Annotated in this window: 15 protein-coding genes and 1 pseudogene; 12 read left to right on the top strand and 4 right to left on the bottom strand. The window is 32.1% G+C overall.

Translation table 11 applies throughout. The features are described from left to right. Nucleotides 1-98 precede the first annotated feature (98 nt). From ACFS5M_RS08195 to ACFS5M_RS08145, 11 genes are all read left to right on the top strand, one after another. Nucleotides 99-410, top strand: a complete 312-nt coding sequence (locus ACFS5M_RS08195) for a DUF6660 family protein (RefSeq protein ID WP_183487749.1) — start codon at nt 99-101, stop codon at nt 408-410. Nucleotides 411-503: 93 nt separating this feature from the next. Next, nucleotides 504-4,838 (top strand): CusA/CzcA family heavy metal efflux RND transporter, encoded by a 4,335-nt coding sequence (locus ACFS5M_RS08190; protein WP_183487748.1) that lies wholly within the window; start codon nt 504-506, stop codon nt 4,836-4,838. A 4-nt stretch (nt 4,839-4,842) separates the two neighbouring features. Then, on the top strand, nt 4,843-6,036 hold the full coding sequence (locus ACFS5M_RS08185; RefSeq protein WP_183487746.1) for an efflux RND transporter periplasmic adaptor subunit: 1,194 nt from the start codon (nt 4,843-4,845) through the stop codon (nt 6,034-6,036). Nucleotides 6,037-6,038: 2 nt separating this feature from the next. Then, complete coding sequence (locus ACFS5M_RS08180; RefSeq protein ID WP_183487744.1) at nt 6,039-6,455, top strand: Fur family transcriptional regulator; 417 nt, start codon at nt 6,039-6,041, stop codon at nt 6,453-6,455. Between the two features lie 98 nt (nt 6,456-6,553). After that, nucleotides 6,554-7,102: a methyltransferase family protein gene (locus ACFS5M_RS08175; RefSeq protein WP_379898510.1), complete on the top strand. Its 549-nt coding sequence runs from the start codon at nt 6,554-6,556 to the stop codon at nt 7,100-7,102. Between the two features lie 32 nt (nt 7,103-7,134). Beyond that, complete coding sequence (locus ACFS5M_RS08170) at nt 7,135-9,096, top strand: heavy metal translocating P-type ATPase (protein WP_183487740.1); 1,962 nt, start codon at nt 7,135-7,137, stop codon at nt 9,094-9,096. Between the two features lie 677 nt (nt 9,097-9,773). Then, entirely contained in the window at nt 9,774-10,361 is a 588-nt protein-coding gene (locus ACFS5M_RS08165; protein WP_183487738.1) for a tyrosine-type recombinase/integrase, read from the top strand. A gap of 39 nt (nt 10,362-10,400) precedes the next feature. Continuing rightward, entirely contained in the window at nt 10,401-10,652 is a 252-nt protein-coding gene (locus ACFS5M_RS08160) for a hypothetical protein (RefSeq protein ID WP_183487736.1), read from the top strand. A gap of 340 nt (nt 10,653-10,992) precedes the next feature. Beyond that, nucleotides 10,993-11,880, top strand: a complete 888-nt coding sequence (locus ACFS5M_RS08155) for a sce7726 family protein (RefSeq protein WP_183487734.1) — start codon at nt 10,993-10,995, stop codon at nt 11,878-11,880. A 3-nt stretch (nt 11,881-11,883) separates the two neighbouring features. Next, nucleotides 11,884-12,837: a sce7725 family protein gene (locus ACFS5M_RS08150; protein ID WP_183487732.1), complete on the top strand. Its 954-nt coding sequence runs from the start codon at nt 11,884-11,886 to the stop codon at nt 12,835-12,837. After that, nucleotides 12,834-13,847, top strand: a complete 1,014-nt coding sequence (locus tag ACFS5M_RS08145; protein ID WP_183487730.1) for an RES domain-containing protein — start codon at nt 12,834-12,836, stop codon at nt 13,845-13,847. The genes ACFS5M_RS08150 and ACFS5M_RS08145 overlap by 4 nt, the downstream gene beginning before the upstream one ends. 32 nt (nt 13,848-13,879) lie before the next feature. On the opposite strand, the gene ACFS5M_RS08140 is transcribed toward ACFS5M_RS08145, so the two are convergent. Further along, nucleotides 13,880-14,089 (bottom strand): hypothetical protein, encoded by a 210-nt coding sequence (locus ACFS5M_RS08140; RefSeq protein WP_183487728.1) that lies wholly within the window; start codon nt 14,087-14,089, stop codon nt 13,880-13,882. 289 nt (nt 14,090-14,378) lie between these two features. Here ACFS5M_RS08140 and ACFS5M_RS08135 point away from each other — a divergent pair, with 289 nt between their 5' ends. Next, nucleotides 14,379-15,308 (top strand): hypothetical protein, encoded by a 930-nt coding sequence (locus tag ACFS5M_RS08135; protein ID WP_183487726.1) that lies wholly within the window; start codon nt 14,379-14,381, stop codon nt 15,306-15,308. Here the strand turns inward: ACFS5M_RS08135 and ACFS5M_RS08130 are convergent, their stop codons facing one another. The 3 genes and pseudogenes from ACFS5M_RS08130 to ACFS5M_RS08120 all read right to left on the bottom strand — a co-directional run bounded on the left by ACFS5M_RS08130 (nt 15,309) and on the right by ACFS5M_RS08120 (nt 18,377). Then, nucleotides 15,309-16,073, bottom strand: coding sequence for a TIGR02757 family protein (locus ACFS5M_RS08130; RefSeq protein ID WP_183488272.1), 765 nt, complete (start codon nt 16,071-16,073; stop codon nt 15,309-15,311). Between the two features lie 64 nt (nt 16,074-16,137). Then, nucleotides 16,138-16,662: pseudogene (locus ACFS5M_RS08125) on the bottom strand (DUF2400 domain-containing protein); the annotation flags it as partial. Between the two features lie 17 nt (nt 16,663-16,679). After that, nucleotides 16,680-18,377 carry an LIC_10190 family membrane protein gene (locus ACFS5M_RS08120; protein ID WP_183487722.1) on the bottom strand — a complete coding sequence of 566 codons (1,698 nt, stop codon included), beginning with the start codon at nt 18,375-18,377 and terminating at the stop codon, nt 16,680-16,682. Nucleotides 18,378-18,380 lie beyond the last annotated feature (3 nt).

The raw sequence follows: 18,380 nt of genomic DNA, 5'->3' as shown, positions 1-18,380 counted from the left end.
AAAAAAGAGTCTTTTTCGGAAGGCTCTTTTTTATTATATAGAAATACTATAAATTATTTGCACAACCATTGCACAATTAATTTTATATCTTTGCTTTAATGAAATTTTTAGCATTCATATTAGCTATATTAATATTGGCATTATCTGCAATGCCTTGTTCTGATGGTCAAAATTTAGAAGACCAACAACACGATGAAATTAGTACTGAACATAATCATCAAGAAGATAGTGACGATTCCTGTCCAGCTACTTGTATTTGCAATTGTTGTGGTATCTCAATCACTCATGTGCCTTTAGCGACATTTGAGTTATTAAATTTTAGAAAAATCCCCACTCAATTAATATCTACCTATCAGTCAAATTATAGATTTGATTTTCATTCCAATATCTGGCAACCACCACAAGTATAATTCAGTTTTTACAGGATAGCTTTATCCTTTCATGATGTTTTCATTTTCATGGAAGCATTTACATTTTTTTTTAACTGAATTAATACATTTTCTATGATTAATAAAATCATTGATTTTTCAATCAATAACAAATTCATTATTGGTTTGCTTACGCTTACCATAATCGGAGCAGGTATTTGGAGTATGACCAAAGTACCCATAGATGCTGTTCCAGATATTACAAATAATCAAGTGCAGGTAATTACACAAGCACCAAATTTAGGTACAGAAGATATTGAGCAGATTGTAACCTATCCAATCGAAGTTGCAATGAGTAACTTGCCTGATGTACAAGAAATTAGGTCAATTTCTAGATTTGGGTTATCTGTGGTTACCATTGTGTTTGATGATGATATAGGAACATATCTACCACGTCAATTAGTTGCTGAAAAACTAAACGAAGTCAAAGAACAAATTCCTATTGGCTTTGGTGAGCCTACTATGGGACCAATTTCAACAGGCTTAGGAGAAATTTATCAATACACTTTAAAAGTAGCACCAGAGTTTAAAGATAAATATAACATTGCCGATATACGCTCAATGCAAGATTGGATTGTACAGCGTCAAATGGCAATGGTTGAAGGCGTGGTTGAGGTGAACGCCATAGGTGGTAAAATTAAACAATATGAAGTAGCTGTTGACCCAAACGATTTAAACGCCATTGGTTTAACCATTACAGATGTGTTCAATGCACTCGAAGCCAATAATCAAAATACAGGTGGCGCATATATCGAAAAAAACCATCAAGCTAATTTTATTCGTGGGGAAGGCTTGGTGAGAAGTTTAGAGGACATTAAAAAAATCACGGTTAAGAATATCAATAATATTCCCGTAACTATTGGTGATATTGCTACGGTACAATTCGGTTCTGCTATTCGTTATGGTGCATTAACCCAAGATGGTGAAGGCGAAGTTGTAGGTGGTTTGGTGATGATGCTAAAAGGAGCAAATTCTAACGATGTTATCGCAAATGTAAAAGAACGAATGGCAGAAATTGAAAAGTCATTGCCAGAAGGCGTCATTATTGAACCATTATTAGACCGAAGTAAATTGATTGGTGAAACAACCTCAACAGTTACAACTAATCTTATTGAAGGCGCATTAATAGTCATTTTTGTACTTATCTTTTTATTAGGAAATTGGCGAGGTGGTTTAATTGTAGCTTCAACCATACCGTTGTCTTTATTATTCGCATTTATTTTGATGAACGTATTCGATGTTTGGGTAAACCTAATGAGCTTAGGAGCCATCGATTTTGGAATTATAGTAGATGGAGCGGTAATTATAGTAGAAAGTACAGTATTCCTAATAGCATCACAAGTTCTGAAAAAGAAACAGCTTACAGCCAAGGAGCGTGATAAAGTTGCTTCTAACGCTTCAAAAAAGATGATGAATGCAGCGTTTTTTGGTCAATTGATTATCCTTATAGTTTTTCTACCTATTTTAGCCTTACAAGGCATTGAAGGAAAGATGTTTAAGCCTATGGCGTTGACCTTTATTTTCGCTATGATTGGTGCGATGGTACTTTGTTTGACTTATGTCCCAATGATGTCTGCTTTAGTGCTAAGAGCACCAAAAAATGATAAAAAATCTTATGGAGACAGATTTGTACATTGGGTTGAAGATAAATACCAACCTTTATTGGTTAGCGCATTGAGAAAAGGTAAATGGGTGATTGGTATTGCAGTTGTGCTGTTCGGTATTACAGTTTTTATGTTTACCCGAATGGGTGGTGAGTTCATCCCACAACTCGATGAAGGAGATATAGCATTTCACGCTATTTTAAAACCAGGAAGTTCACTTACGGAAACTATTGAAACTACAACTAAAATAGAGCAAATAGTAAAAGCCAAATTTCCAGAAGTAGAAAAAATAGTCAGTCGAATTGGTGTTGCCGAAGTACCTACGGACCCAATGCCGATGGATTTTGCGGATATTTTTGTAATCCTAAAACCTAAAAGTGAATGGACAACAGTGTCTTCAAAAGAGGAACTCATTGAAGAAATGAAAGAAGCAGTCGAAATTATTCCTGGCGTTAATTATGAGTTTACCCAACCTATTGAAATGCGTTTTAACGAGTTGCTTGAAGGTATTAGAGAAGATATTGCTGTTAAACTTTATGGTGAAGATATAAACATCCTCGCTCAAAAAGCAGAGGAAATATCAAAAATTATTGCAGATACTGAAGGTATAGGTGATATGCGAGCAGAAGCTACAAAAGGATTGCCTCAAATGACCATTACTTACAATAGAAATAAATTGGCACAGTACGGACTTCAAATAAATACGCTCAATCAAACCGTACAATCTTCATTTGCAGGTGGTACAGCAGGTGTGATTTTTGAAGGTGAAAAACGCTTCGATTTGGTGGTGCGTTTAAGTGCTCAAAACCGAAAGGATATTTCAGATGTTCAAAATCTATACATCAATTTACCTTCAGGTGCTCAAATTCCTTTGCGTGAAGTTGCGGATGTAAGTTACAAAGCAGGACCAATGCAAATCAGTAGAGATAATACTAACAGAAGAACCTATGTTGGCATTAATGTAAGAGGTCGTGATGTAAAATCATTAGTAACTGAAATAAAATCAAAATTAGATGCTGAACTTCAATTACCTTCTGGTTATTTCATCCGCTATGGTGGTGCATTTGAAAATCTGGAACGTGCCAGTAACCGATTACAAACCGTTGTGCCAATTGCATTGTTACTCATATTTATATTGATATACTTTGCATTAAAATCACTACCACAAACTTTAATGATTTACATAGCAATTCCAATGGCAACCATCGGTGGTGTAGTTGCATTATGGTTACGTGATATGCCATTTAGTATTTCGGCAGGTGTTGGTTTTATTGTATTGTTTGGAGTTGCGGTTCTTAATGGATTGGTAATGATAAGCGGACTCAATGAATTAAAAGATGAGGGTGTAACCAACCTGAAAGATAGGATTGTAGAAGGCACAAAACGAAGAATTAGACCTATTATGCTAACTGCTTTTACCGATGTATTAGGCTTTCTACCAATGGCGATTTCATTATCAGCAGGTGCAGAAGTACAGCGACCATTGGCAACGGTGGTAATTGGTGGATTATTGACTTCAACCTTACTTACATTGTTCGTTTTACCGATTTTATATCATTGGGTAGAAAACAAATCGTTTACGTTTAAACCGAATAAGAAAATGATTACAGCAACAGTAGTTTTTCTTTTACTGTTTGGTTTTTCAGCACAAAGTTATGCGCAAAAGATAAGAGATACGCTTCCTGAAATTTCGTTGCAGGAAGCTGTAAAACTATCAAAAAGCAATTATCCATTGCTCAAACAAAAGCAGTTGGAAATTGCAAAACAAGAGCAATTAAAAGTGACTGCCTATAATTTCGGAACTACCCAAATTTTCACAGGTGGAGAAGAGATTGATAGTGGTAATGGCATCTACACAACTATTGGTATTGGTCAATCTAATATTGATGTGTTTGGTATTGGTTCAAAAATGAAGTTACAAGAACAACGCATTCAATTAGCTCAAAAAGGGTTTCAACTTTCCGAGTTGGAATTAGAATTAGAAGTCAAAAAAGCATGGTCTAAATGCTATCAAATGAAACGGAACTTTAATTTGTATAAAGAATTGGATTCTATTTATTCCAAATTCGAACAAGCAGTAGCTTTAAATTATGAAGTCGAAGCGATTTCCAAGTTAGAGTATTCGGCAGCTAAAAATCAAGCGTTTCAAATTCAAAATAAAAAGGCGCAAGCCTATAGTGATTATCTTATTGCCTTACAGCAATTCAATTTGTGGTTGGTATCAGAAGAAATTTTTACAGTTTCAGATGAATTTGATGTAGCTATGAATGTAGCTATTGAAACATTCACTATTAATAACCATCCGTTGTACAGTATGTCGCAGAACATTTTAGATAATGCCGAAGCCGAATATAAAGTTGCAAAAGCCGATAATTTACCGAAGTTCAATTTACAAGGTGGCTTACAAAAAGTAAATGGAAATTCGGGGTTTTACAGTTATCAAGCAGGAATTTCCATTCCGTTTTTATCTGGTTCTAACAAGGCACAAATTAGAAGTGCCAAAATAGATAAAGAAATAGCCGAAACTAATGTAGTGTTCAAAAAACAGGAAGTACAATCGAGATTCGTACAGGCTAAAGAAAATTACATCAAATGGAAAACATCTTGGGAATTTTACAAAGACCAAGTTTTACCATTAACAAAAGAGCAAAAAACAGGTGCATTACTGGCATACAGAGAAGGCGAAATAGACTATACTGCATTTACGCAGTTGATAAAAGAAGCCATTCAATCGGAACTGGAAGCACAAACAGCATTAGTAAACTATTTAGAAAGCACATTTCAACTTCAATATTTTAATCAATAAGACAATGAAAAATAAAATAAATAAAATTCTTACCGTAATGGTGTTAACCATTTTTGTTTCAGCTTGCGGAAATAAAGAAAATGATAATCATTCTCATAGTGAAGAAAGGAAAACAGAAGTTACCGAAGAGCATAATGAAAGCGAAGAAGTAATGCTTTCACAGCAGCAATTCGATGCGTTGAAAATGAAAATAGACACCTTGACATTACGCAATATGAGCGGATATGTTGAAGCAAACGGAACGTTAGAAGTACCACCGCAAAATGAAGCGGCTATCACAACAGTTGTTGGCGCAAATGTTGTTTCAATTGAAGTGATTGAAGGGGATAAAGTTAATAAAGGTCAAGTAGTAGCTTATCTATCGCACCCAAATATTATACAAGCGCAAGCCAATTATTTAAACGCTTATAGCAACAGTAATTTTTTGAAAAAGAATTATGAACGACAACAAAAACTATATGAAGCAGGTGTTGGCTCTGGTGCTAATTTTCAAAAGGCTGAAGCAGAATATTATGCATCAAAAGCAATGGTAAATGGTCTGCAAGCACAATTACGACTATTAAGTGTCAATACTACTTCAGTTCGTAATGGTACTATTATGCCACGCATTGCCTTGCGAAGTCCAATAGAGGGGTTTGTGCAAAAGGTTGAAGTAAAAACAGGACAATATGTAGAACCACAAACTGAACTATTTGAAATTGTAAACACGCATCACGTTCACGCAGATTTTATGGTTTTTGAAAAAGATGTATATAAAGTAAAAGAAGGTCAGAAAGTAAACTTCATAGTACAATCCATTCCAGATACAGAACTTACCGCAGAAATCTATTCCGTAAGCAAAACGTTTGAGGATAACCCTAAAGCAGTTCACGTTCACGCAGAAATAGAAAACAAAAAAGGCAACTTAATTCCTGGGATGTATATTCAAGGTAAAATTCAAGTGGATAGTGCGAAAACAATAGCACTACCCGAAAGTGCCATTTTTAAAGAAGGAGATAAACATTATATATTTTCAGTTGAAAAAGAAAATAACGATTGGAGCTTTAAACCCATAGAAGTGATTGTTGGAGAAAAAGATGATAAATGGGTAGCAATTAAATTTTCAGAAGGCATAGAAGAAAACACAAAATTCGCTTATAACAATGCCTATTATCTTATGGCAGAAATGAAAAAAGGAGAAGCTGAAGACCACGATTAATTATGAAAACAATAGAACAACTATTAGAGTCAAAAAATATACGTGTTACGGCAATGCGTTTATTAATTTATAAGTTCCTTGCTGAAAAACAAGTAGCTGCAACTTTAAGCGATATTGAAAACGCTTTTGAAAAGGCAGATAGAACTACACTATATAGAACAGTTAAGACATTTGTAGAGAAGGATATTGTTCACCAAATAGATGATGGCACAGGTATAGTTAAATATGCATTATGTGAACAAGATTGTAGCTGTGAAATTGAAACCGATTTACATCTACATTTTCATTGCAATAATTGTAATGAAACTGTTTGTTTAACAGAACACAAAATCCCTAAAATAAAAGTCCCGGAAGGCTTTGTTTCAGAAAATATAAACCTAGTGATAAAGGGAATGTGTGATAAATGTAGTGGGCAATAATTGCACTTCCATTGCATCTGTTTTTTAAGTTTTTTTGTAATAAGAAATGAAAATAAAAAAAGATGATATTATTTATTTATCTGCTAATATATTTTTTATTGGTATTTGTAATAAGGTCAATTTTATTAAAAAATAAAACAGGTATTAATCCATTAACCTTTAATAAGACTGATGATGCTCACGGTTTTAATGGAAAGGTTTTTACAGTTATATCGTTTATGGAGTTAATTGTCGTAGGTATCTACGCTTTTAAGATTGAGTGGTATAAATTTTTACTTCCTTTTTGGTATATTGAAAATGAAACTTTATCCTACATAGGCTGGGGATTTTTAATTCTCTCTCTAATTGTAGTTTGGATTGCTCAATCACAAATGGCTAATTCGTGGAGAATTGGAATTGATGAAAAGAACAAAACAAAACTTGTAACTAAAGGATTATTTTCAATTTCCAGAAACCCAATCTTTCTTGGAATTATGATTGCAAATATTGGATTGTTTTTGGTTATTCCAAATGCTTTTACACTATTGATAATTTCACTATCGACAATAAGTATAAATACACAAATCAGATTAGAAGAAGAATTTCTAAACCGAGAGTTCGGTAATGATTATTTAGAGTATGCAACGAAAGTAAGAAGATGGATATAAGCATTTTTGTACTTGGAAAATTACACTAATAGATGAAAAAAAAGAAAGTTAATTTAAGAGATTTAAAACCAGATTCAGAGACCCAACATAGTCACAATGACGGTCACAGTCATAGTAGTGAAGAAAGTATTTCAAATTTAAAAATCTATCTACCAGCTATTTTTAGTTTTGTATTGTTAATAATTGGCATTACAGTAGATTATTTTGAAGCATTTCCTCATTTTTCTGGTTGGATTCGTATTCTTTGGTATGTAGTAGCCTATATTCCTGTTGGATTTCCTGTGGTCAAAGAAGGATGGGAAAGTATTAAAAAAGGCGATTTCTTTACAGAGTTCTTTTTAATGTCTATAGCCACAATTGGAGCATTTGTTATTGGTGAATATCCAGAAGGTGTTGCCGTTATGTTATTCTATGCAGTGGGTGAACTATTTCAAAATGCAGCAGTCAATAGAGCAAAAGTAAATATAAAAGCCTTGTTAGATGTTAGACCTAAAGAAGCCAATGTGTTTCGTGATGGTGATTACATCAGTGTTTCACCAGAAGATGCAAATATTGGAGAGAAAATTCAAATTCGTGTTGGTGAAAAAATCCCATTGGATGGTATTTTATTATCTGAAAAAGCCTCATTAAATACGGCAGCTTTAACAGGCGAAAGTAAACCTGATTCAATACTGAAAGAAGCCAAAGTGTATGCAGGTAGTATTAATTTAGAAAGCGTTATAGAAGTTGAAGTGACAAACAAGTTTGAAGATAGTTCTATTGCCAGAATATTAGATTTGGTTCAAAATGCAACATCACGTAAATCTAAAACAGAATTATTTATTAGGCAGTTTGCACGTATCTACACACCAATTGTTGTGTTTCTGGCTATAGGTGTTACATTCATTCCTTACTTTTTTGTAGATGATTATGTGTTTAGAGATTGGTTGTATAGAGCCTTGATTTTTTTGGTAATATCTTGTCCTTGTGCGTTGGTAATATCTATTCCATTAGGTTATTTCGGTGGATTAGGAGCAGCTTCAAAAAACGGAATATTATTCAAAGGTGCTTCATTTTTAGATGCAATGACCAAGATAAATACATTGGTGATGGACAAAACAGGAACAGTTACCAAAGGTGTTTTCAAAATTAAGGACATCAAAACTATTGATTGGGAAGAATCAGAATTTATGAAATACCTAATGGCTATGGAAGAACAATCCACGCATCCAATAGCAAAAGCCATTATGGAGTATAATGAAAGTGGCGAAGATTATGAAGCGCAAGACGTATCTGAAGTTGCAGGTAAAGGTTTAAAAGGCATTATAAATGGTAAAACAGTTTTAGTAGGAAATAAAGCCTTAATGATTGCCAATAATATTGATGTTTCAACTGAAACGGAATCGATTATAGAATCTATTGTATTAGTGGCAATTGATAATAAGTTTGCAGGTTATGTAGTAATTGCTGACGAATTAAAAGAAGATGCAAAAGAAACAATTACAGCATTACACAAAGTAGGTATTAAGAATATTATGATGCTTTCAGGTGATAAAGATTCCATTACCCAACAAGTCGCTAAAGAATTGGATATTGAAAATGCCAAGGGTGGATTATTGCCAGAAGATAAATTAAACGAAGTTGAAACTTTAAAGCAAAATACTGAAAATAAAGTAGCTTTTATTGGTGATGGTATTAATGATGCACCTGTATTAGCAGCAAGTAACGTTGGTATTGCAATGGGTGGTTTAGGGAGTGATGTAGCTATAGAAACAGCAGATGTCATTATCCAAACCGACCAACCTTCAAAAGTAGTGAGAGCCATTAAAATTAGTCGTTCAACTCGAAAAATTGTATGGCAGAATATCATTTTAGCGTTTGGTATTAAAGTGATTGTATTAATTTTAGGAGCAGGTGGTTTGGCAACAATGTGGGAAGCCGTTTTTGCTGATGTTGGTGTGGCTTTACTGGCAATATTGAATGCAGTTAGATTGCAAAGAATGAGTTGGAGCTAATTTATGTTTTTGAGGCATTCTCAATAAGTACCCTTATAGCTGATGAGGCTGAACCACCATACTTAGACCTTTTCGAAATGTCAATTAATTTCTTTTTAAGTTGTGGCGAAATACGCATTGTAAATATCTCACTGTTCGCATTATTCTTAATTGAAGGTAGTCTTCCCATATATTCTTTATATATAAATATGCAGAAAATGTATAAACATCACCAAATTATTCAAAAACATGATTTAACTGAACCCATATGCACCAGCATAGCCCGTATTTCGCAGTCTATACTTTGAAATAAGTGCGGTTTTTATGCCATTTAGAAACATTTGGAGAGAGTGGTCCGTTAAAAGACTTTGAAAATTGGAATATTTCAAAACCTCAACCATGTATCCCGCCTTATTTTAAGGTTGAAAAACAACTTGTATATACAACATGACGGATATGTAAAAAAAATTTTTATAGAATTTTCATCAATTATTAAATGGTTATGTATATACACATTAGGAACAGTTCTGCAACTGTTTACATTATAGGGAATTATGTAAACACTTCATATTTGTTAAATAGCTGATATACAGTATTATAGATATGTTTAATATAAAACTGTTTACATAATGCGCATTATATGTTGTATATGTAAACAAATTTTTGTAAATTAGTTATCTATTAAAACGTAACTATATATGAAGACTCAACCAGTTAATTACGATAAAATGTATAACGAAGCACGAAAAATGTTTTTCGACAATACAGATGCTTATTCTATTGAACGAAAGTCTGAATATTTAGCTTATCTATTGGCTCTTGAAAGCGGTTTACGTGTCTCAGACCTTCTTCAACAGAAATACCAAAATTTTTCATTTAATCAAAAAATTGAGAAGTACTGCTTCACTACGTTAATAAAGAAAACAAAAAGCGAGCATACAGGAGTTATATCCAATGAGTTATATCATTACATTCAGGAGTATAAAGATGCCGTTAGGGTTACTCATAATAGGTCTAGCGAATATATTTTTTATAACTACAGAACTAACAAGACTTATACAAGACAATGGCTTCATAAAAGAATAAAAATGGTAGCTAAGAAACTGAAATTTAAAAACATTGGTGTGCATTCCATAAGGAAAGCTTCGGCTATACATGTACTCGATTTGACTGGCAGTTTATCAATGGCTCAATACCATTTAAGTCATAAAAGAGCAACAACAACAGACAAATACTTAGGCGTTACAAAAGCTAGTGCTCTTGAACAATTAGCTAAAGTATTTTAAAAATTAGCTAGGTAATATTCAAATATAAATTTAAGAAACATGGCAACTCAAGAACAAAGACAAAATTATAATTGGAGACCAAATGATGAAAGTGTAACCACAAGAACACGTTATGATTTAGAAGCTGACCATTGGTATCGCTCATTCAAAAGCGCAGAGCTTAGACACAAGCCATCTTCTATTAAAAGTGATTTAGGTGTGATAGGTTTATTCATATCATTAGTTTTTTCTTTACTGACATTAATAGTTGTTTTACTAATATATTTTATAAAGTGGATGAAGTCATTATAATTGCGTAAGCATTATTATAATATTATTTAAGAAATTAGGTTTTAGTGTAGGTTGCAAAATATTCCTCTTTATGCTCTTAGCCAAAAGAGTAATACCTTGCTATTAAAAAAGAGCTTTATCTTACCTTTCTATTTTTCACCTATACCATATATAAGCAACTATTTTAAAGAACGTATTGTTTCATTCAAATCTAAACAAATGAGTAAAATTGTCCTTGTTTTTTTTATAAAATTGATAATAAAAAAATTAGGTTATAGTTATTATTAAGATACCTTTAATTACTTTTATTAAATAATATAGTAGTTTTGTATCTCTAAAAAGCGACCATTAGCAGATTTAAATGACAGTTACGCAACCTACATATTCTTCTTTTATTAAAACAATTTCTCCTGTTTTAAGCAACTCCATGTTCAATAAAATCATTAGAAATGATGAGGTTGATGTAATAAAAAAAAGGGTTTCTAAATATTTAAGTTATGATAAAGAGTTAGAGCTTAGAACTTATCATGATTTCTTTGAGCATTTATATAGTTCAATGCTAAAAAATTATCGTAGTGAATTTATATATAAAAATGAGATTGTAAATAAAATCTTGTTAGGGAAGCACAGCTTAAATACAGCAACTGTTTTAAATGAATTTAGAATCGGTAAATCAATTGCTGATTTGGTTATGCTAAACGGAACTTCTGTTGTCTATGAAATTAAAACAGAATACGATTCTCCTGAAAGATTACTATCTCAAATTAATGAATATAGAAAGTCTTTTTTGAATGTGGTCATTGTGACTCATCATTCTGTTGCAGATAAATACAAGTCATTTTTATCAGAGAATGGTTTGTCCAATATTGGATTGTTGGTACTAACACGTAGAAACACTTTAACAACCATCGTTGTGCCAATTGAAGATTCATCTCATTTAGATGTTACTTATATGTTTAAATGTTTGAGAAAAAATGAATATTCTCATTTAATAAAGAAATACTTTAATTATTTGCCAGATGTTCCAAACACTAAATTGTTTAGAGAATGTTTAGAATTAGCAAAAAAAATTAATGAAAAAGATTTTCATAACTTCATGTTTACTTATCTGAAAAAGAGAACTGTAAAAGAAAAAAATGTAGTATCTTCACATAAAGTCCCAACTTTTTTAAAGCACATTTCAATATGTTCCAATTTTAAAAAAGAAGACTTTGAAAAACTGAATTTGTTTCTAAATAAAAACCTGTAACATATGTACTTTCCTTTTTTAAGAGGGAAGCAATTTGAATTGATTGCTTTGCGAGAAATTGCTGGTGTATTATCTGGTAGCAATACCATAAATCCAATTATTGAGCCAGTTAAAAAGAAAACTTCAACCTATATTAAAACTATTGATTTATTACAAAAAGCGAATGTTAATTTCACAATAGTAATTAATCCAAGTGTAGGTGATAAAATTAGAGATATAGATTATATATGCGCTAATCTTCTACCACCACTTGCATATGAAAATTTCCAAATTGGAATCATAGTAAGAAGCCAAACAAATATGGTTGCTATAACCAATAAATTAAAAGAGTTAGGGTTGTCACAACACCCTATCGTATTAATATTAGGCACAATCTTAGATGAATCTTTTGATGCTCTAATTGACTTTATAAAAACACATACAGTGGCGCATATTTTGACAAGCCCCAAAATGAGCGGTAGGCGAAAGTTTTTAAGAGAGTTAAGAAAAGTTAACGATAATTTAATTTTCTTATCAGACACCTTTACTAGGCAATTAAGAAACAAGGACTACTTATCTGATGTTGATGAATTTTTTAGCGATGAACATATTTATTACCCTGAAGATGGTTACAAAGGTTATTCTGATTTTTTAACTGTAGGCAAGGATTATTCTGAATCAGGTTTTTCTCCCTATGCCGTAGCCATTCATCTAACTTATTTTAACGCTGAAAATGAATTTAGAATACATCATTTTGTGTCAGAATCCAATGAAGACACTTCAGATGTCGCTGGTAAATTTGCTGAAGCCATAGAGAAATTAATTCCATTCATTAATGATAATGATATGTATACTAATGCAAGTAATGAATTTAGAAAGCTATATGATGATGGTAAATATCCAGGGCTTGGTACGGTTAAAAAACTCTCAATACTAAATCATCTTGAATTAGTTCATGATTATTTTTCTAAGAAATGAATTGCTGTTCAGAATGTTTTTTAGACGTTGAATTAAAAGGATTTATTTACTCAAATTCAAATGGAACGGGTCAATGTGATTTCTGCGAAACAGTGGATATTTCATTAGTGGATGTTCTTGAACTTCAAGAGCAGTTTATTCCATTATTAGACATATACACCTTAGATGCTGATGGCGAAGGTATCGTATCAGCTCTGCAAAATGATTGGAATATTTTTAGACTGAGTAATTCTGATAAAATAAAAGAACTCTTGTCAGTCATAATTGAAGGATTAGACGAAGAATATAACACCCTAATTAACTCTACAGTAAGTATTATAATTCCAGATGAAACTAAAGAATTTATTGAGAACTGGGAATTGTTCAAAAAAGAAATAAAAGAAGAAAACCGTTTTTTCTTCAATAATAAAGCTAATCTTGAATCTTTAGAAGAAATACTCCCAATCAGAGATTATTCTTCTGGAAAGATATTTTACCGTTCCAGAATTTCAGATGATGAAAGAGGGTATCCAATTACAAAAATGGGTAAGCCACCTCATAAATCATCAAAATCTGGAAGAGCAAACCCAAGAGGAATTGCTTACTTATATGTTGCTCAATCAATCGAAACTACGATGTATGAAGCTAGGGCGACTTTTTTGGATTTTGTTTCAATCGGAAAATACAAACTAAAAGAAGATATTAAAGTTATATCATTGAGGACTTCATTTCAAGTAAGCCCATGGAGTGATTTTTCATTGGAAGATTATGTTAAAAATAAACCGTTTTTAGATATCTTAGAAAGTGATTTGGCAAAACCTTTGAGAAGACAAGACAATGAATTGGATTACTTGCCAACGCAATATCTTTGTGAGTATATTAAGTCTTTAGGATATGATGGTGTAGAATATGGAAGTTCTTTACACGAAGATGGAATCAATTTAGTTATTTTTAATGATGAAAAACTAGAATGTAATTCAGTTGAGGTTCACGAAATATCAAAAATTGAGATTCAATCGGAATTGCTTTAACTATGATATGTTAAGAAATGTGCTATCTTTTTTTACGGTGATTTCCCTTTTTTAATTTTCATATATTTTTTTAATCCTAAACCAGCGGATATTATTACCGACAATGGAATAGCCAAAGGTGTAATTATTTTTTTGAAGAAGTCTCCAATAGCTTCAATTCTAGGAATAGGAACGAAGCAAAAGACGACCACAAGAATTAGTAAAAAAATCAGGAACATTTGAAAATCAGATACTTTTTTCATAATTATTATTTATTAAGTGTTTTATTCAACTAATCAATCTTGGTAAAGTTTGGCATTAAACTTCACAAAGTTTAAGACATGAACTTTCAACCTTCACCACGCAAGGTATTTACTATGGTCCTTTTAAAATAGGACAATAAAAAGCGCAAGTTAAATCAAGTATTTAGTTGCTGCTGTGACGTGACTTAACACAAATAAAAATGAATAAATTTTAAAATTGAAGAAATGGTCGTAATCGAATATTTAACTACATTGAAGATACATTCAGTTGATAATAAAAATTAAAGTAATGTCTGATAATAGAATAAATTTGAGAGAAAGCCTGAGACAAGAATTGATTCGTATTTCAGCTGAAATGAATTTTAAAATCTCGTTTAATAACGACCTAGACAATACCCTTGTAGATTACTTAACGGTAAGATTCAAGTTGATTGATGTTAAACCTAGAATTGTAAGATTCCAAAAAGATTTATTAGCAGATGTATTTATTGGGAAACATCCAAAATCAAAGGAAATCTTTAGAATTGCAAATATTGCCAGAGCTGGTGGAAACCTCAATTGCTTCCAAAGTAAAAAAGTACTACAAACCAATTTTCATGACCATCTTATAAATGAGTGGAGAGTTCATCACTTACATTTATCGTTCAAAGAAGACAAAAAATCAGGGTTTGTAAAACAAGGCAACACTATTTTGTTTGTTTATGTAATGGACACTGAAATATTTTTTCTTGGAACTGATACACATAGAAAAGGTGTTTTTGGTGATGAAAAATGGTTGAGAATCCTACATAATGAATTTCCTAATGTCATTGAAGAGTTTAAGGCAAAAGGAGATATTATAAGTGTTTTTCCAAAGGTCAATGCTAAAGAACGCCAAGATATATGGAACAAAGGATTTACAATGGGTATGACCGAAATTGAAGACACCATCTATCATGGTCCAGGGTTAGGTCGGATGACTAGTGGACATAGTACTCAAGCCGTAATGACCAAAAATAATATATTACGTTGGATTAAAGTATTGGAAAAACAGTTAAATGAGTCAAGTGAAATAATATGTAAACTTTTCAAGATTCCTATCGAATATGCTAGGTTTGAATTAAGGTTTGACGAAAAACTAGTATTGGTTGAGACGACAAAGGAGATAATATTACTTGAGTTTAACAATCGATTTAAGCCCATTGAAGAACTTATCGCATTGGGTGACACATTGGAATAACTAAAAATTCTCATTCACACCTATACTAAAGAGTGCAAAATCGTATTTAACAGGGTCAATCGGGTCAAAAAGCCTTAGTGCTTGGTCAAGTTCGGCTAAAGCCTTAGAATCATTCTGTATGCGCTTTAGTAATCCTAATTTTCGAGCTACATTTCCTGAATGTACATCCAGCGGACAGGATAGTATGGAAGGCGAAATCGTCTTCCAAATACCAAAATCTACTCCAGCGTTATCTTTTCTAATTAACCACCTCAACATCATATTTATTCTTTTACATGCTGAACCTTTATTTGGGTCACCAACATGTTTTTGGGTTCTCACTTGATGGTCCAACGAAAAGAATAATTTTTTAAATTCGTGAATAGCTGGTTGGATACTATGCTGGTTAACATTATTTTTGAAGATAGTTTCCATGCCCTCATAGCTAGTGTAGATATTACTTAGAGCCTTTATGAAATATTTAAAATCCTCAGCGTTAAAAGTGCGGTGAACAAAACCATCAAATCTATCTAAATCAGATTCATTATAATTCATAATAAAATCATATGGCGAGTTTCCAAGTAACTGCATCATCTTATTAGCATTTTTAATAATCATTTTGCGATTGCCCCAAGCGATTGTGGCAGTTAAAAAAGCTGAAATCTCAATATCTTCTTTTAAAGTATAATGATGAGGTATTTGTATTGGGTCATTTTCAATAAATTTAGGGTTATTGTATTGTGATACTTTTGCGTCTAAAAAGGTTTTTAATTCTGAATGGTCCAATGGCATTAATTAAATTATAAGCTAAAGGTATAAATTTCTAATTTGTTTAAGCCACCTTATTTATACGTATTAACATATTTAAGCGTTTTGCAGCAGAATTTTTTAAAGGATCACTCACATGTTTTTGAGTTCTTGGTAAATGCTCAATTTCAAAAAAAGCTTTTTTAAATTGATGTATGCCATGTTGTAACGACTCAGAGGCATTCGGCTTAGAAAACACAGCTTCTAAACCTTTATGCTGCTTATAGATATACTGTAAGGCTTTAATAAAGGTGATAAAATCTAAACCATTAAAGGTTCTATGCACAAAAGATTCTAATGGTTTTAAATCGTTTTCTTTGTGATTAAGGACAAAGTCGTAAGGCGATTCATCAAGCATTTGCATCATTTTTCTAGCATTATTAATGATGCTTTTCCGATTTCCCCAAGCAATAGTTGCGGTTAAAAACCCAGCAATTTCAATGTCTTCTTTTTTAGAAAACTGATGTGGAATTTGAATAGGATCACTTTCAATAAACTTCGGATTATTATAAAGTTCAACTTTATTATCAAGAAAATCTTTGAGGTCTTTTTGGTTTAGTTTTTTCACAAATCAAAGATACTTATTCATTCTATTTTTTTTGATATAAAACCATCTTTTAAGTCATTAGTTCGCTGTTGCGGAATCACTTTAAAATAGGTTTTAAAATAGTCAAGTTGTGCTTTATTTAAAGCTGGTAAGGGAATGTCTCCTGTGCCCCAGAAAAAGTCAACATGTGTTGGAGTATATAATGTTGTTTCTCCAAGCTTTATAGTTGTATATGCTTTTGAATATTTTGAATTTTCATGAGGATGAATTAAATACTCTAAAGAAAACTGACTCGACGTTGCATGGTGTTTGTTTTTAGTAAGATGTCTATTATTTATTTGAAAAAACATAGGAATTGCTGCTAGTAGAGTACAAGTTACTAGAAGAACTTTAATGCTGTTCTTATGCATGACCACAAGTGATGCTATCAATAAAGAGAAACCTAATATAAACGGAAAGAAGAATCGGTATTGTGGTGACGAGAAAAATAATGCTATCATGTTTAAAATGGCAATACCATAGATGATCCAAAACGCTTTTGTATTGAAGAACTTTCTTATTACAAAAGGAATTATGACTAAAAAACCAATCATAACTATATTAAATAAGCCATGAGGCAAAGGAGCAAATAGCCATGTTTTTAAGCGAAATGCAATAGACGCTTTTTCATAAGCTTCAGGAGATAAATGATAGCCATAAGGCTGCATGTAATTAGCGAAATAGGTTTCAATAGAATGAGGTAAACACCAAGCTGCTTTTAAACTGTCAATACCCTGAAAAGGAAAAAGTAGGTTTCCTGAAAGTATTAAGTTTTTTACAGCAAATAGGAGGAGTGTGAGACTTCCAAATAGCACAAGTATAGAGGTTGAAGCTCTAGTATAAATGTAATAGCGTTTGTATAAGATTAATGGAAAAAGACAAAACACCAATCCTGTTAGTTTAATAAAAGAAATAAATAGAGCGAGCATGGCTACCGCTAAAAAGGAATGTTTGGTATAGTTAGAATAACAGACTATAAACTGATGTATCAGGATAAATGAGAGCACATAAATTGCAACATCTGGAGATGGTGCACTTATAAATTGAAAGAAAAAGACATTCCATAATGGAAACAAACCAAAAGCAAGATTAAGTTTAGACTTTTCTTTTTTTGTCACAAAAGCATTCAGTTTAAAAATTCCATAAACATTACCAAGAAGTAATGCTAATCCACTAAGATCATTAAAACCATTGTAGATGAAACTAAAATTAAAAGCACTTTGTAAAATATGCCAACCTGAGGTTTGACCTAAAAAAGGATGCAAATTCACTAAGCCATGCACTAAACCATATTCATTAAGCCATTTAATCGTTTGAATATAATAAGATTCATTGTCAACAATAAATGGAGGTGAAGCGCATTGTGCTAAAATAAGCACGCTAATAATAACTAAAAACCCTTTAAAGAAGGAGTGAAGCACTAGAATTTCTGCTATGAATTGTTTCCAATAGTTGACTAGTTGTTTTCTGTTTAATAGCCCAAGAACTAACACTATAATAAATAAAGCACTGTAAAAATTAAGATTTATAGCCAAAGGAATAGCCCAAAATCCAGTGATTAAAGAGACTCCAAAAAAACCAAAAAAAAGAGTAATCACAACATCTTGTTTTTGTAATTGCAAGACGCGATTTACAGTAATTCCTATAACACTACTTGTTGCTAAAATATAAAGCCATGAAATGAGAATAAACAGCATGCA

The organism is Lacinutrix iliipiscaria, assembly GCF_042686125.1.
GTDB lineage: Bacteria > Bacteroidota > Bacteroidia > Flavobacteriales > Flavobacteriaceae > Oceanihabitans > Oceanihabitans iliipiscarium.
The sequence above is the reverse complement of the archived record's forward strand: the minus strand, read 5'-3'. Positions and strand labels throughout refer to the sequence as shown.